Raw genomic sequence first — 14,241 nt, forward strand, 5'->3', positions numbered from 1 at the left:
GCTTGACGGCCGCCTCGACGGCGGCCAGGCGCGCGCTGTTGAAGGACCGGCCGACCTGGCCGATCTCATCGGCCCGGACCTCGTCGGCGGCCAGCGGCGGCGCCTCGGCGGCCGCGTCCACGTCCTCGCCGGAGCTCAGCCGCCGCATCACGTCGGGCAGCTGCCGGCTGGTCAGCACGTCGGCGGCGTCCCGCAGGGTCTCCAGACGGCGCGAGATGCGCCGCGCGCCGCGCACCGCGAACCACAGCGACAGCCCCACGGCGGCCAGCCCGGCGACTCCGACCACCGCCGCCTTGGCCAGCTCCCGGTAGGCGAACGCCCGCCCGCGGGCGGCCGAGTTCTCGGCCGCGCGGGTGCACAGCTGCATGTAGCGCTTCACGGCGCGGTCGGTGGTGGTGCGCCAGGTGCCCGCCGCGACGGCCTCTCCGGCGTGCGCCGGACCCGCCCGCAGCAGCGCTGCCTCGCCCCCCACCAGCGAGCGGTGCAGGTCCCCGCGCTGGAAGTCCTCGAAGCGGGCGCGCGAGTCGGACGGCAGGTCCGGCACGTACGTCCGCTCGAAGACCCGCCGGTCCTCGATGGTCGCCGTCAGGGTGTCGTACTGCCGGTCGGTCAGGGTACCGGCGGCACGGGCTCCCGCGACCAGGGCGTCCTCGCGGGAGACGTACTCCCGTACCCGTACGAGTTCGATGACGACCTGCGCTTCGCGGGCGAGCTGCCCGGCCTGCAGGGCGGTGAGCGAGGACTGGACGTCGAAGCCGGGTTCCACGAGTGCGCCGTACTCGGTGACGGCCCGGTCCCAGGAGATCTTCCGGGACAGCACCCGGTCCCGGAGCGCGTCCAGTCCGTCGGCCGAGTGGAGCATCGCCTCCAGCGTCGCCCGCTGCCGGTCGCTCAGCCGGCTGCGGTCGCCGCCCCGGATCGCGTCGCGCATGGCGCTCACGGCGCGGTCGGTGCGGCGCTGCTGGGCGAGCAGGTTCCCGGCGGCGGCCGTGTCGTTCGCCGCGCCGAGGTAGGTCGCCGAGAGGCGCCGTTCGATCTGGATCTGTCCGACGGCGGTGTCGACCGGGGTGCCGAAGTCCTCGTACACCCCTTGGAGCCGGATCAGCGCGCGCAGCTCGCCGGTGACCGACACCATGGCGAAGCTCCACAGTGCCATCAGGGCGACGACGGGAGCGAGCGCGAGCGCCACGATCCGCGTGCGGACGGTGGTGGGACGGCCGACGGGCCAGCGCATGGGTTACCTGCCGGTGTTACCAGTCAGTACAAAGTTCGGCACAACCTACGGGATCATCACCTGGTCCGCAATGGTTGCCCCGGGTAACCCCGGATCGGTTCCCCGGCACGGCAAACGTGGTGACCACCGCCGCGTGGTCCGAGGGCCAGTCGTTGCCCGCGACGTCGGGCCAGGGACGCGGGGCGCCGGCGACCACCGTCCGGGAGTCGAGCACCGTCAGACCCCGGTGCAGGACGTAGTCGATCCGGTCCTGCGGTTCGGGCCGCCCGCTGCCGTCCTCGTGCACCGGGTGGACCGGGGACCAGGTGTGGCCCGGGGCGGTGGCCGGGTCGGGGTGGGCCTGGCGGTAGGAGTCCCGCAGTCCCGCCTCCTCGGCGGCCTTCGTCACCGGCCACTCGACGTCGGACCAGTCCAGGTGGGACGGGCAGTTGAAGTCGCCGACGAGAACGACGGGCACGGCGTCGTCGGCCGCCTCGGCGATCCGGCGCAGGGTGTCCCGCATCTGGGCGAGCCGCACCTCCTCGTGGACGATCAGCACGTCCGCCGGGAGCCCGTCGAAGGCGGACTCGTAGGGCCCGTACGGGGTGTAGTCGAGGTGGGCCGTCCAGACGTCGACCGCGCGGCCCGGGGCGATCTCGATCCGGACCCCGGCGGCTCCGTAGAAGCCGACGTCCGGGTCGCCGAAGCGGGCGGTGACGGGGTGGCGGCTGATGACGCCGAGGTTCTCCCCTGCCCGGTGGTGGTGCCAGCCGAGGGTCTCGGCGAGCTCCTGGGCCGCGGTGCCGCCGGTCTCCTGGAGGCCCACCACGTCGGCGCCGCTCTCCAGGATCGCCTTGAGCTGCTTGGCCCGGTGGTCGTCCACCGCCGCGCCGCCGAGCCACAGGTTCCAGGTCATGACGCGCAGTTCGTACCCGACCATGCCCCGCAGCTCCCGGGGTGTGACCCCGACCAGACTGTCGCGCACGGTCCGGCCGGGTGCCGGCTCGATCGGTGCGAGGGACGGCACGGCCAGCACCGTGCATCCGGCCGCCTCGGCGGAGGTGACACCGGTCCGGGTGTCCTCGACCGCCACGCAGGCCGCCGGTTCGACACCGAGTGCGCGGCAGGCGGCGAGGTAGGGATCCGGGGCGGGCTTGGTTCGGCCGGTGTCGTCGGCGGTGACGGAGGCCGCGAAGCGCCCGGGGCCGAGGGCCTCGAGCACGGTGTCGGCGACGGCGCGCGGGGACGCGGTCACCAGGGCGGTGGGAACGCCGTCGCGGGCCAGGGCGTCCAGCAGGTCGAGGGCGCCGGGGCGCGGCACGATGCCGGTGCGGACCCGGGCGACGAACTCCCGGTGCAGTTCCCGCGCGATGCCGTCGGCCGGCCTGCCGGTGGTCGCGCCGAGCCACCGCGCGGTGTCCTCCACGGCGCGGCCGAGCACCTCGGGCTGGTCCGCCTCGGTCAGGGGGCGCCCGGCGACCTGTTCCACCGCCTCCCACCACAGACGCTCGGTGTCGACGAGCGTGCCGTCCATGTCGAACAGGACGGCCTGGAGCGGGAGTCGGGGGTGGGGGGTCACGTTTCTCTCTTTCCTCACTGACGAATACGTCTTCTGGGAGCTCTACCGGGCCGTACGTTCCGCCACGAGCACCGGCCGCTCGGGCAGCGACACGTCCACGGCGGATCCGGCGCCGAGACCGGCGGCGTCGTGCGCGGGCAGGTCGGCCTTGGCCTCGGTGCCGTCGGCCAGCCGGACGGTGACCCGGACGACCCCGCCCAGGAAGGCCGTGGCGACGACCCGGGCACCGCCCGCCCCGGCGGCCCGCACCATGACTGCCTCGGGCCGCACCAGCACGTCCACGTCCCCGTTCGGCGCCTCGCCGTCGGCCGGCAGCCGCTGCCCGAGCACCTCGACGGTGCCGTCCTTGAGCACGCCCGGGATCCGGCTCATCGTGCCGACGAACTCGGCGACGAAGGCGGTCGCGGGACGGCCGTAGAGCCCGGCGGGTTCGGCGCACTGCTCGAGCCGCCCGGCGCGCATGACGGCGACGCGGTCGGCGACGGACAGGGCCTCCTCCTGATCGTGCGTCACGAACAGGGTGGTGATGCCGAGTTCCTGCTGGAGCCTGCGGATCTCCTCGCGCAGGGTCAGCCGCACCTTGGCGTCGAGCGCCGACAGCGGCTCGTCGAGGAGCAGCACACGGGGGCGCAGGGCGAGCGCCCGCGCCAGCGCGATGCGCTGCTGCTGGCCGCCGGAGAGCTGGTGGGGGAACCGCTCCCCCTTGTCGCCGAGACCGACCAGCTCCAGCAACTCGGCTGCCCGAGAATGCCGTTCGGCCGTACGCACCTTGCGCATGCGCAGCCCGAACGCGACATTGTCGACGGCGTTGAGATGGGGGAAGAGGCTGTACGACTGGAAGACCATCCCGGCGTCACGGCGGTGGGCCGGGACGTGGGTGACGTCCTCGCCGTCCACCAGCACGGCGCCGGAGTCAGGGTGTTCGAAGCCTGCGAGCATGCGCAGCGCGGTGGTCTTGCCGCAGCCGGACGGGCCGAGCAGCGCCAGGAACTCGCCCGGCCGCACGGCCAGGTCGAGTCCGTCGAGGGCGACGGTCGACCCGAACTCCCGGCGCAGACCCCGGAATTCGACGGTCGCGGCCTTCTCCGTGGCGGCCTTCTCAAGCGTGGTGGCGGTCATTGGTTCATCCCCGGGACGAAGCGGTTCGGGTACGCCCGCCGGCACCGGCGAGCGCGAGGAGCAGGGCCCATGTCACGAGCAGGCTCAGCACGGACACGGCGACGGACATCTGGGCCTGCGAGCCGCCGACGTTGTAGATCCACACGGCGAAGGGCTGGAAGCCCAGCAGCCGGGCCACGGTGAACTCACCGAGCACCAGGGCCAGCGTGAGGAAGGACGCGTTCAGCAGCGCACCGCGCAGATTGGGCAGTACGGCCCGGACCAGGGCCTGCGGCCAGGAGGCACCGCAACTGCGGGCGGCCTCGACGAGGGTACGGACGTCGATCGCGCGCAGCCCGGTGTCCAGCGCCCGGTAGACGAACGGCAGCGCCATCACGACGTACGCGAGGACGAGCACGACCGGGAAGTCCGGGTTCTGGACGGCCACGAAGGTCTGGAACAGCGGCGTCCGGGACAGATGGTCGGGGCCCCACTTCAGCACCGTCGCGATCCCGGCGACGAACGCGATGGGCGGCACGACCAGCGGCAGCGAGCACACCACCTCGACGACCGGCCGCAGCCGGGGCGCGCCGAGCCGCAGCGCGACCACGGCGGGCACCATCAGCAGCAGCACGACGGCGATGGTGGCGGCGGCCAGTTCCAGCGAGAGCAGCAGGCTGGAGACGAAGCCGTCGGCGGAGACGATCTGGGTGTAGGCGTCGAAGGTGACGCCCTGCCCGGGCACGTCGACCGTGAAGATCACGGAGGCGCCCAGCGGCACGAGGAAGTACAGCGCGGCCAGGCCGAGGACGGCCCAGCGCCAGGGGGTCAGGCGTCGAGCCATCGGGCGCTCCGTCGTTGCAGGGGCAGGTACACGGCCATGACCAGGCCCGCGACCAGGACCATGTCGAGGCTGAGGGCGAGGGCCACGTTCTCCTGGCCGACCAGGACGTTGCCGGAGATGGCGTCGGCGATCTGCAGGGTGACCAGCGGGACCGCGCTGCCCACCATCGCGGCGGCGGTGGCGTACGCGGCGAAGGCGCTGCCGAAGAGCAGCACCAGGCCGCCCAGCAGGGAGGGCGCGAGGACGGGCAGGGCCACGTGCCGCCAGTACTGCACGACGGTGGCGCCGTTGTTCCGGGCCGCCTCGCGCCACTGGGAGCGCAGGCCGTCCAGGGCGGGGGTGATGGTGAGGACCATCAGCGGGATCAGGAAGTACAGGTAGACCAGCACCAGGCCCCAGAAGCTGTAGAGGTCCCAGCCCTGGTCCGCGAGGCCCAGGTGCACGGTCAGCACGCCGGCGTTGCCGAGGGTGGCGACGAAGGCGAAGGCCAGCGGGACACCGCCGAAGTTGGCGAGGACCCCGGAGGCGGTGAGCACGGCCTCGCGCAGCGCGCGGGAGCGCGAGGTCACCACGGCCTGCGCGAGCGGCAGTCCGAGCAGGGCACCGAGGACGGCTGAGACGGCGGAGAGCTTGACGCTGCCGATCAGGGCGGTGAGGTACGGGCCGTGCAGGGAGGTGCTCAGGTTCCCGGTGGTGTACGAAGTGGCGCCCGTGGCCTGGTCCCTGACGGTGAAGGCGCCGTTCAGCATGGCCAGGGCGGGGATCCCGAAGGCGATCGCGGTGAACACCAGGAGCGGGAGGACGGCGAGCCAGCCGGGGGCCCGGCGCCGTCGCTTCGGGGAAGCGACGGGCGCCGTGTCCACCCTCGTGAGCGCGGTGGTCATCCGGAGACGGCCTTCGACCAGCCCTGGGCGATGACCGTCTTGGCCTTGCCCTGCTGTGCCTCGGTCGGGAAGGAGGGCGTGCCGGACACCTTCGGGAGCTTGGCGGCGGCCGTCTTGTCGAGCGTGCCGGCCTTGTCCATGGCGGTCATCAGGGCCGGACGGGCGTAGCCCTTGAGCCACAGGTTCTGGCCCTCGGCACTGTAGAGGTACTCCTGCCACAGGCGGGCGGCCGCCGGGTGCGGGGCGTCCTTGTTGATGGCCTGGGAGTAGTACTGCGAGAACTGGCCGTCGCTCGGCACCGCGACCTTCCAGTCGACGCCCTTGGACTTGAACTCGTCCGCGTACCCGGCGTTGAGGTAGTCCCAGTCGATGCTGATGGGCGTCTCGCCCTTCTCGACGGTGGCCGGGGTCGACTCGACGGGCGTGTAGTTGCCGTTCTTCTTCAGCTTGGCGAAGAAGTCGAGGCCGGGCTGGATGTTGTCGAAGGAGCCGCCGCTCGCGAGCGCGGCCGCGTAGACGCCGCCGAAGGCGGAACCGGACTTGGTGGGGTTGCCGTTGAGCGCGACCTGGCCCTTGTACTGCGGCTTGAGCAGGTCCTTGAAGGTGGTCGGGCAGGTCTTGACGCGCTTGGCGTCGCAGCCGATGGAGATGTAGCCGCCGTAGTCGTTGTACCAGCGGGCCTGGGCGTCCTTCTGCGCGGCCGGGATGTCGCCGTACCCGGCCACCTTGTAGGGCGCGAGCAGGCCCTGCTGGGCGGCGCTGAGCGCGAAGGAGCTGCCGAGGTCGAGCACGTCGGGGGCCCGGTCCTGGCCCTTGCGGGAGGTCACGGCGTTGATCTCGTCCTGGCTGGTGCCGTCGGGGCTCTCCACCTCGATCTTGATGCCGTACTTCTTCTGGAAGCCGTCGATGAGGGCGCCGTAGTTGGCCCAGTCCCGGGGCAGCGCGACGGCGTGCAGCGTGCCCTCCTTCTTCGCCGCCTTGACCAGCGCGTCCATGCCGCCGAGGGCGGCGGCGGAGGTGGCGGTTGCGGCGTTCTTGCCGTCGGCGGTGGTCGACGCGTTGTCGGGGGCGGCGCCGCAGGCGCTCAGGGCGAGTGCGGCGGCTACGGAGAGACCACCGGCGAGGAAGGCGGTTCTCGGCAGGAACACTGTCACTGTCACTCCAGGGGTGCACACGAGCGGGGAGCAGGGAGGTGAGACGAGGACAACTTGTCTGAACAAGTTGCGTCACAGTACGCCCGGTGCGGGTGTCCTGTCTGTAAACCGCGGCGAAACTTTGAACCGTTGTTGTCTGCACAATCCAGACCGTTGCAGATCACACGCAGATCTCGATTAGGCTGGTCACGCTGTGCACAGCGGCCTACTCAGAGGGGAAGCATGACGGCGCGACACGAGGAGATCGCCGACGAGCTGCGGCGGGCCATCGACCGTGAGGAGTACACAGTCGGCAGCCGGCTGCCCTCCGAGACGGAGCTCGCCACGCACTACGGCGTCTCACGCGGCACCGTCCGGCAGGCCGTCGCCGCCCTCACCTCCGAGGGGCTCATCGGTTCCCGTCAGGGCGCCCGCCGTGTGGTCCTCGCCAGCCGCCGCAGTCAGAGCTTCGAGGAACTGCGCAGCTTCGCCCAGTGGGCACGGGCGATGGGCCGCGAGGCGACCGGGCACGTGGTGGCCCAGGAGCACCGCCCGGCCACCAAGGAGGACGCCGTCCGCCTCCAGCTGCGCGCCGGGACGCCCGTGCTGCACGTCCTGCGGGTGCGTGGTCTGGACGGCGAGCCGGTGCTGCTGGAGCGGACCGTGTACGCCGACTGGATCGCACCGGCGGTCGAGGCGATCGAGCCGGACTGCCCGTCCGTCACCCAGCGCCTCTTCGAGGACACGGGCCTGGTCTTCGCGTACGGCGAGCACGTCATCGACGCGGTGGCGGCGGGCGCCCAGGACGCCGAACTCCTCGGCATCCGCCGCACCAGCCCCCTGCTGCGGGTCCGCCGGGTGACCACGACACGCGAAGGGCGCCCGGTGGAGTGGTCGGACGACCGCTACCGCTCGGACGCCGTGAGCTTCAGCGTGCACAACTCGATCGGCAGCAACGCCCTGGCCCGCAAGGCGGCCGACTGAGCGAACCCCACCGCGCCTTCCCACCTGAGCGCTCCGGCCGGCCCCTGAACCACCCGACCGGAACCGGTCGCCCGATCAGGCGGACGAGCACGCGACCGGCGTCGCGGCCGGGGCCGGTCAGGTGGGTGAGCCCGAGGAGAAGCGGCGCAGGAGCGGGGACAGGACCAGTACGGACTTGGTCCGCTCCACGAAGGGCTCCCCCGCGATCCGCTCCAGCACCCGCTCGAAGTGGCGCATGTCGGAGGCGAAGACCTGGACGATCGCGTCCGCCTCACCGGTGACGGTCGACGCGGCCACGACCTCCTGGTAGCGCTCCAGGCCCCGCTGGATGGTCTCCGGCGAGGTGTTGCGCCGGCAGTAGATCTCGACGAACCCCTCGGTCTCCCAGCCGAGCGCGGCGGGGTCGACCCGTACGGTGAATCCGGTGATGGCTCCGGTGGCCCGCAGCCGGTCCACGCGCCGTTTCACGGCGGGCGCGGACAGGCCGACCAGTTGCCCGATGTCCGCGAAGGAGCGGCGGGCGTCCTCGGCGAGGGCGTGCACGATGCGTTCGTCGAGATCGTTCAGCACTGTCGGTCGATCACTTCTCAGATGGTACGGGTATTGCGAGTCGGGAACGGCGATGGCCGTACCCGAAGTAGAACACGAGTCCAGCGGCCATCCAGTACCCGGAGACGACCCAGGTGATGGTGTCGAGGCCGAACATGTTGTACGCGCAGAGCAGGAAACCCGGCACTGCGTTCATCACCGGAGCGTCCATTCGTTGCACGGCGCCTTCCGACCGCTGCACGGAGTCGCGCGGGTCACCGCGCACGTCCCTGCGCGCCCCGGCCCCAGAAGGGCTTGGTCGCCGACGCAGGCGGCCCCCGCTCCTCCCGGAACACGGGAACAACGGGGGCCGCCGGAAAGGGAGTTCGTCAGCTCCAGCTGGCGTGCAGGGGCTTGCCCTCGGCGTAGCCGGCCGCGCTCTGGATGCCGACGATGGCCTTGTCGGCGAACTCCTCGAGGGAGCCGGCGCCCGCGTAGGTGCAGGAGGAGCGGACGCCCGCGATGATCGAGTCGATCAGGTCCTCGACGCCGGGGCGGGTCGGGTCGAGGAACATGCGGGACGTCGAGATGCCCTCCTCGAACAGCGCCTTGCGGGCGCGGTCGTAGGCGGACTCCTCGGACGTGCGGTTGCGCACGGCGCGGGCCGATGCCATGCCGAACGACTCCTTGTACAGGCGGCCGTTGGCGTCCTGCTGGAGGTCGCCCGGCGACTCGTACGTGCCCGCGAACCACGAGCCGACCATCACGTTGGACGCACCGGCGGCGAGCGCCATCGCCACGTCCCGGGGGTGCCGGACACCGCCGTCGGCCCAGACGTGCTTGCCGTACTTCTTCGCCTCGGCGGCACATTCCAGGACCGCCGAGAACTGCGGCCGGCCCACGCCGGTCATCATGCGGGTGGTGCACATGGCGCCCGGTCCGACACCGACCTTGATGATGTCCGCGCCGGCGTCGATCAGGTCTTTGACGCCCTCGGCGGAGACGATGTTGCCCGCGACGATCGGCACCTGCGGGTCGAGGCCGCGCACCACCTTGATGGCGCTGATCATCGACTCCTGGTGGCCGTGCGCGGTGTCGATGACGAGCGTGTCGACACCCGCGTCGAGCAGCTGCTTGGCCTTGCCGGCCACGTCGCCGTTGATGCCGACGGCGGCGGCGATGCGCAGCCTGCCGTCGGCGTCGGTCGCCGGGGTGTACAGCGTGGCGCGCAGGGCGCCCTTGCGGGTGAGGATGCCGGCGAGCTTGCCGTCCTGGTCCACGGCCGGGGCGTAGCGGCGGTTGGCGGTGTCCAGCGTGTGGAAGGCCTCGCGCGGGTCGATGTCCGCGTCGATCAGCAGCAGGTCCGTGGACATGATCTCGGCGAGCTGCGTGAAGCGGTCGACACCGGTCAGGTCCTGGTCGGTGACGACGCCGATCGGCCGCCCGTCCTCGTCGACGACCACACCGGCGTTGTGCGCCCGCTTGGGCAGCAGGGCCAGCGCGTCGGCGACGGTCTGGTGCGGGGCGAGCACGATCGGGGTGTCGAGGACCAGGTGGCGGCTCTTCACCCAGGAGATGACCTCGGTGACGACGTCGATGGGGATGTCCTGCGGGATCACCACCAGGCCGCCGCGCCGGGCCATGGTCTCGGCCATCCGGCGGCCCGCGATCGCGGTCATGTTGGCCACGACCAGCGGGATCGTGGTGCCCGTGCCGTCCGGGGCGGAGAGGTCCACGCCCTGACGCGAGCCAACCGCGGAGCGGCTCGGCACCATGAAGACGTCGTCGTACGTCAGGTCGTACGCGGGCTGGATGTCATTGAGGAAACGCACGTGCCGCACATCCCAGTCGATCAGAGGTGACCCCCTGACAGGTGTGCCAGGGGGAAGAGCACGTACTTCATTGTCCCATGACGGTCGGAATGTGATGCCCGGTCGAATCATCCAGGCAGGTCAGAGGCTGTTTGGAGGATCCGCCAACGGCAGGGCGCCGATGGCTGTCAGCCCAGCGCGAGCGCGACCGTGAGCAGCGGCTCGCGCTCCGACGCCTGGGTGAACACCTCCAGGGCGACCGCCCACTCGTCGGGGCGGGTGTCCGCGTATTCCCGCCAGCCGGTGACCACGACGAGCAGCCCCCGCCCGTCGGTGTCCGGGGGCCAGACGGTGGGGTCGGAGAGGCTGTCGGCGAGGGCGTCCCAGTTGCGGCCGAACCAGTCGGGCAGGGCGAGCGCCCGCGCGGCGCGGTCCATGAGGGCCGCCTTGCCCGTGATCCCGGCGAGGTCGAGCGTCACCACACGCGGACCCGTCATCTCAGCACCGCCCGGAACGATTCGTAGTGGTCATCGGTGTAGTAGATCTCGCCGCCCTGCCCGGTGACGAGACGCCGTGCCCCGCGGTCGCGCGAGCCCGGGGTCGGCACCGTGTACTCGTGGTAGTAGCCGCGCCGGTGTGCGGGCAGCCGCCCCTCGAAGTTCCCGAACACGGCGCCGTCCTGGGCGTACGGGAAGGGACCGCCCTTGTCGACGAGGGCGAGGGTCCGCCGGGCATCGGGCGGGAGCCCGGACTCCCGCACCGTGGCCATGCCGCCGGCCCACGCGGGGGTGGAGCCCCCCGGTGCCGTCGTGGGCGCCGTACCGGTGGACGAGCATCCCGTCAGCAGGACCGCGAGGCAGAGCAGGACCGCGGGGAGCACGCGGGGGACGAACCGCAGCAGCATGTGCCGATGCTGCCACGGCCGTCCCCGCGTGGCCTGCCGCCGGGGCCCGTCAGTGGCCGTCCGGGTCCGCCCGGTTCAGGGCGGGCTTCGGCGTGGGCCCCGCGGTCATCAGGTAGTCCGCGGCCGAGGTGTCCGTCACCAGGCTGGTGACGAGTCCCGAGCGCAGCACCGCGTCGATCGCGGAGGCCTTGCGCTGCCCGCCCGCGATCGCCACGACCTCGGGAATACGGCGGAGCTGGTCGGCCTTGACCGTGATGCACCGCTCCCCCAGGTCCCGGCCGATCCGCCGGCCCTCCGCGTCGAAGAGGTGCGCGGACATCTCGGCGGCGACACCGAGCGAGGCGTAGTGCGCCCGCTCCTCGTCGCTGAGCATGTCGTGCACCGTCGAGATGCCCGGCTCCCAGGAGCCGATGGAGACGCAGGCGACCGTGACCTTGTCGAAGTACTCGAAGGCCCGGGCGATGCCGGTCTGGTTGCGCAGTGCGGCCGCGGTGGCCGCGTCCTGCAGCAGCATCGGCGCGTAGATGGGGTGCGCGTCGCCGCCCGACACCTGGGCGGCGCGGCGGACGGCCTCGACGGAGCCGCGCTCGGCGGTCCCGGCGTCGTACACGCCCGTCAGCTGCACGACCGTGCAGGGCGGCAGCCGGTCGAGGGCCGCCGCCATGTGGATGGTGGAGCGGCCCCAGGCCAGGCCCAGGACGTCCCCCTCGTTGACGAGTTCGCCGAGCAGGTCGGCGGCGACCTCGCCGAGGTTCTCGGGGTCGGGCGTCTCCTCGGCCTCGGCCGGGGACTCGACCACGACGGCGTGCCTCAGGCCGTAGCGGGCGCGGAGCGCGTCGGAGCGCTCGGCGTCCAACTCGGCCGGCACGCGGATCTCGATTCGTACGAGATCCCGTTCGAGGGCGGTCTCCAGGACCCGGGCCACCTTGAAGCGGCTGACGCCGAACTCCTCCGCGATCTGGATCTTGGACTTGCCCTCGAGGTAGAAGCGGCGGGCCATGGCCGCCGCCTGCACCAGCTCAGCGGGTCCCATCCGCATGGCTGACCGGCCCGCCGACATACCCGACACGGCGATCTCCTCACTGCTGTTCACACTCTGGATTCGCCGTTCATCCTCGCAGATCCGGCGCGGCTGATCCGCCCTCATGGGCGTCGTTCACTTAGCTGTTCACGTAGCTGTGGCTCAGTGGTCGCATGCCCACGACGCCTTGGCGGTGGCCGTCTCCGCCTGGGTGCGCAGTGCACGTACCGCTTCTGCCGGGTCCTTCGCCCCGTACACCGCCGAACCGGCGACGAACACGTCCGCTCCCGCGTCCGCGCACCGCTCGATCGTCGACGCGGACACACCGCCGTCGACCTGCAGCCAGAGCTCGAGGCCGTGTTTGTCGATCAGCTCACGGGTGCGACGGATCTTCGGCAGCATGATGTCCAGGAACGCCTGGCCGCCGAAACCGGGCTCGACCGTCATGATCAGCAGCATGTCGAGCTCGGGGAGCAGGTCCTCGTAGGGCTCGATGGGCGTCGCGGGCTTCAGCGCCATGGAGGCGCGAGCGCCCTTGGTGCGGATCTCGCGGGCGAGTCTCACGGGCGCGGCGGCCGCCTCGACGTGGAAGGTGATGGAGGAGGCACCCGCTTCGATGTACTGCGGCGCCCAGCGATCGGCGTCCTCGATCATCAGGTGGCAGTCCAGCGGAGTGTCCGTCGCGCGGGCCAGGGACTCTACGACCGGGACACCGAGCGTGAGATTCGGGACGAAATGGTTGTCCATGACGTCGACGTGGAGCCAGTCGGCTCCCTCGACCGCCTTCGCCTCGTCCGCGAGACGCGCGAAGTCGGCGGACAGGATGCTGGGATTGATCTGCACGGCCATGACCCAAGCCTGCCATGTCCAGGCACGGATGTTCGCCTCGGTCCCCGGCTGGATCCGCCTCGGTACGTACCGACGTGCGAAACCGGGTGCCCACGCGGACGCGACCATGCCACGCTGAGCTGCCACCGGATCCACGTGCGGCTACGGGGGTGGCCATGAGGGACGGGCGATCGGACCCAGAAGCCGAGCGACGCCCAGGACAACGATGCCGCCTCCTGACTGCACCGCTCGCCCAGAAGCTGAGCGTCCACCCGGGTGCTGGAGACCTCCGACCGCTTCCGGCCCGAGCAGAAACCCGCCGTCGTCGTGTACGCCCGCGACGGCGGACTCGCGGCACAGGACAGGCGGGAGATCGCCAGGGCTGTCCGGGAGATCAAGGGCCTGACCGCGCACGGTATCCGCGGCGCCGAGACACCCTGCCCCCGAGACACCCGCCGCACTCGAGTCGGTGGTCAGCCGGTCCGGCGGACGAGCGCCGGACACATGCCCCGGGCGGACGTGCTGTCAGCCCGTACGGCGGATCAGCGCCAGATACATGGCGTCCGTGCCGTGCAGATGCGGCCACAGCTGTACGTCCGGACCCTCGCCGAGTGCCGGGACGCCGGGCAGGAGGGGGCGGACGTCGACGAGTTCGGTGTCGGGGCGGTGCTTGAGCACGTCGTCGACCACGGCGCGGGTCTCGGCGAGGTGGGGCGAGCAGGTGGCGTAGCCGACGATCCCGCCGATGCGCACCGAGTCGAGCGCGGTGCGCAGCAGGGCGCGCTGCAGCGGCGCGAAGTTGTCCAGGTCCTCCGGGCGCCGCCGCCATCTGGCCTCGGGCCGCCTGCGCAGGGCGCCCAGACCGGTGCACGGCACGTCCATCAGCACGCGGTCGAAGGTGCCGGGCCGCCACGGCGGCCGGGTCCCGTCGGCGGCGATGACCTGGTACGGCCCGGGGTTGCCGGCCAGGGCCTTCGCCACCAGGCCGGCCCGGTGGGGCTGCTTCTCGGAGGCGAGCAGCACCGCACCGCGCTCGGCGGCGAGGGCGGCCAGCAGGGCGGCCTTGCCGCCGGGTCCGGCGCACCCGTCGAGCCACTTCTCGTCCGGCCCGTCCAGGGGCGCATTGGCGAGCGCGAGGGCGACGAGCTGGCTGCCCTCGTCCTGCACACCGGCCCGGCCCTCCCGGACGGCCTCGACGGCGCCGGGCTCCCCGCCCTCGGTGAGCCGCACGGCGTACGGCGACCAGCGACCCGGCACGGCGGCGTCCTCGCGGAGCAGCTCCTCGGTCGTGGCCCGCCCGGGCCTGGCCACGAGGGTCACCTCGGGCCGCTCGTTGTCCGCCTCCCGCAGCTCCCCCTTCCCGGCGCGCCCGCCGCCGCGCGCGTCCCACCGCGCGGAGACGACCCAGCGGGGA

14 protein-coding genes and 2 pseudogenes are annotated in these 14,241 nt (G+C 72.1%); 2 read left to right on the plus strand and 14 right to left on the minus strand.

Features of this window, described 5'->3' with window-relative positions:
- From ACFW2E_RS24600 to ACFW2E_RS24625, 6 genes are all read right to left on the minus strand, one after another.
- Positions 1–1,234 (minus strand): nitrate- and nitrite sensing domain-containing protein (locus ACFW2E_RS24600; RefSeq protein WP_384469243.1); only part of this gene is annotated, 1,234 nt, incomplete at its 3' end.
- A 16-nt stretch (positions 1,235–1,250) separates the two neighbouring features.
- Complete coding sequence (locus ACFW2E_RS24605; RefSeq protein WP_384469244.1) at positions 1,251–2,792, minus strand: HAD-IA family hydrolase; 1,542 nt, start codon at positions 2,790–2,792, stop codon at positions 1,251–1,253.
- A 42-nt stretch (positions 2,793–2,834) separates the two neighbouring features.
- The gene (locus ACFW2E_RS24610; RefSeq protein ID WP_384469245.1) at positions 2,835–3,911 is read right to left on the minus strand and encodes an ABC transporter ATP-binding protein; all 1,077 of its coding nucleotides are present in this window, start codon (positions 3,909–3,911) and stop codon (positions 2,835–2,837) included.
- A gap of 4 nt (positions 3,912–3,915) precedes the next feature.
- Complete coding sequence (locus ACFW2E_RS24615) at positions 3,916–4,734, minus strand: ABC transporter permease (RefSeq protein WP_384469246.1); 819 nt, start codon at positions 4,732–4,734, stop codon at positions 3,916–3,918.
- Complete coding sequence (locus ACFW2E_RS24620; protein WP_384469247.1) at positions 4,719–5,618, minus strand: ABC transporter permease; 900 nt, start codon at positions 5,616–5,618, stop codon at positions 4,719–4,721. Before ACFW2E_RS24620 ends, ACFW2E_RS24615 begins: the two co-directional genes overlap by 16 nt.
- Positions 5,615–6,772, minus strand: a complete 1,158-nt coding sequence (locus ACFW2E_RS24625) for an ABC transporter substrate-binding protein (protein WP_384469248.1) — start codon at positions 6,770–6,772, stop codon at positions 5,615–5,617. Before ACFW2E_RS24625 ends, ACFW2E_RS24620 begins: the two co-directional genes overlap by 4 nt.
- 222 nt (positions 6,773–6,994) lie before the next feature.
- Between ACFW2E_RS24625 and ACFW2E_RS24630 the strand changes: the two genes are divergently transcribed.
- Positions 6,995–7,735, plus strand: a complete 741-nt coding sequence (locus ACFW2E_RS24630) for a GntR family transcriptional regulator (protein ID WP_384469249.1) — start codon at positions 6,995–6,997, stop codon at positions 7,733–7,735.
- Between the two features lie 117 nt (positions 7,736–7,852).
- On the opposite strand, the gene ACFW2E_RS24635 is transcribed toward ACFW2E_RS24630, so the two are convergent.
- The 7 genes and pseudogenes from ACFW2E_RS24635 to rpe form a co-directional block, all read right to left on the minus strand.
- Complete coding sequence (locus ACFW2E_RS24635; RefSeq protein ID WP_384469250.1) at positions 7,853–8,305, minus strand: Lrp/AsnC family transcriptional regulator; 453 nt, start codon at positions 8,303–8,305, stop codon at positions 7,853–7,855.
- 10 nt (positions 8,306–8,315) lie between these two features.
- Positions 8,316–8,471 (minus strand): annotated as a pseudogene (locus tag ACFW2E_RS24640) (amino acid permease C-terminal domain-containing protein); the annotation flags it as partial.
- 181 nt (positions 8,472–8,652) lie between these two features.
- Positions 8,653–10,095 carry a GuaB1 family IMP dehydrogenase-related protein gene (locus tag ACFW2E_RS24645; RefSeq protein ID WP_384469251.1) on the minus strand — a complete coding sequence of 481 codons (1,443 nt, stop codon included), beginning with the start codon at positions 10,093–10,095 and terminating at the stop codon, positions 8,653–8,655.
- Between the two features lie 167 nt (positions 10,096–10,262).
- Positions 10,263–10,571, minus strand: a complete 309-nt coding sequence (locus ACFW2E_RS24650) for a barstar family protein (protein ID WP_384469252.1) — start codon at positions 10,569–10,571, stop codon at positions 10,263–10,265.
- The gene (locus ACFW2E_RS24655; RefSeq protein ID WP_384469253.1) at positions 10,568–10,978 is read right to left on the minus strand and encodes a ribonuclease domain-containing protein; all 411 of its coding nucleotides are present in this window, start codon (positions 10,976–10,978) and stop codon (positions 10,568–10,570) included. Before ACFW2E_RS24655 ends, ACFW2E_RS24650 begins: the two co-directional genes overlap by 4 nt.
- A 49-nt stretch (positions 10,979–11,027) precedes the next feature.
- Complete coding sequence (locus tag ACFW2E_RS24660) at positions 11,028–12,071, minus strand: sugar-binding transcriptional regulator (protein ID WP_384469254.1); 1,044 nt, start codon at positions 12,069–12,071, stop codon at positions 11,028–11,030.
- A gap of 90 nt (positions 12,072–12,161) precedes the next feature.
- Complete coding sequence (gene rpe, locus ACFW2E_RS24665) at positions 12,162–12,848, minus strand: ribulose-phosphate 3-epimerase (RefSeq protein WP_384469255.1); 687 nt, start codon at positions 12,846–12,848, stop codon at positions 12,162–12,164.
- Positions 12,849–13,025: 177 nt separating this feature from the next.
- Between rpe and ACFW2E_RS24670 the strand changes: the two are divergent.
- A pseudogene (locus ACFW2E_RS24670) lies at positions 13,026–13,271 on the plus strand (hypothetical protein); the annotation flags it as partial.
- 81 nt (positions 13,272–13,352) lie between these two features.
- Here the strand turns inward: ACFW2E_RS24670 and ACFW2E_RS24675 are convergent.
- Positions 13,353–14,241, minus strand: an 889-nt coding sequence (locus tag ACFW2E_RS24675; RefSeq protein ID WP_384469256.1) for an RsmB/NOP family class I SAM-dependent RNA methyltransferase, incomplete at its 5' end; no start/stop codon positions are given.

The sequence above is a fragment of the Streptomyces sp. NPDC058964 genome (assembly GCF_042741275.1).
Classification (GTDB): Bacteria; Actinomycetota; Actinomycetes; order Streptomycetales; family Streptomycetaceae; genus Streptomyces.

Excerpts from the sequence above, each read along its gene's own strand:
- ACFW2E_RS24610 (WP_384469245.1), bottom strand. The coding sequence starts at position 3,911 with ATGACCGCCACCACGCTTGAGAAGGCCGCCACGGAGAAGGCCGCGACC.
- ACFW2E_RS24615 (WP_384469246.1), bottom strand. The coding sequence starts at position 4,734 with ATGGCTCGACGCCTGACCCCCTGGCGCTGGGCCGTCCTCGGCCTGGCC.
- ACFW2E_RS24620 (WP_384469247.1), bottom strand. The coding sequence starts at position 5,618 with ATGACCACCGCGCTCACGAGGGTGGACACGGCGCCCGTCGCTTCCCCG.
- ACFW2E_RS24630 (WP_384469249.1), top strand. The coding sequence starts at position 6,995 with ATGACGGCGCGACACGAGGAGATCGCCGACGAGCTGCGGCGGGCCATC.
- ACFW2E_RS24650 (WP_384469252.1), bottom strand. The coding sequence starts at position 10,571 with ATGACGGGTCCGCGTGTGGTGACGCTCGACCTCGCCGGGATCACGGGC.
- ACFW2E_RS24655 (WP_384469253.1), bottom strand. The coding sequence starts at position 10,978 with ATGCTGCTGCGGTTCGTCCCCCGCGTGCTCCCCGCGGTCCTGCTCTGC.
- rpe (WP_384469255.1), bottom strand. The coding sequence starts at position 12,848 with ATGGCCGTGCAGATCAATCCCAGCATCCTGTCCGCCGACTTCGCGCGT.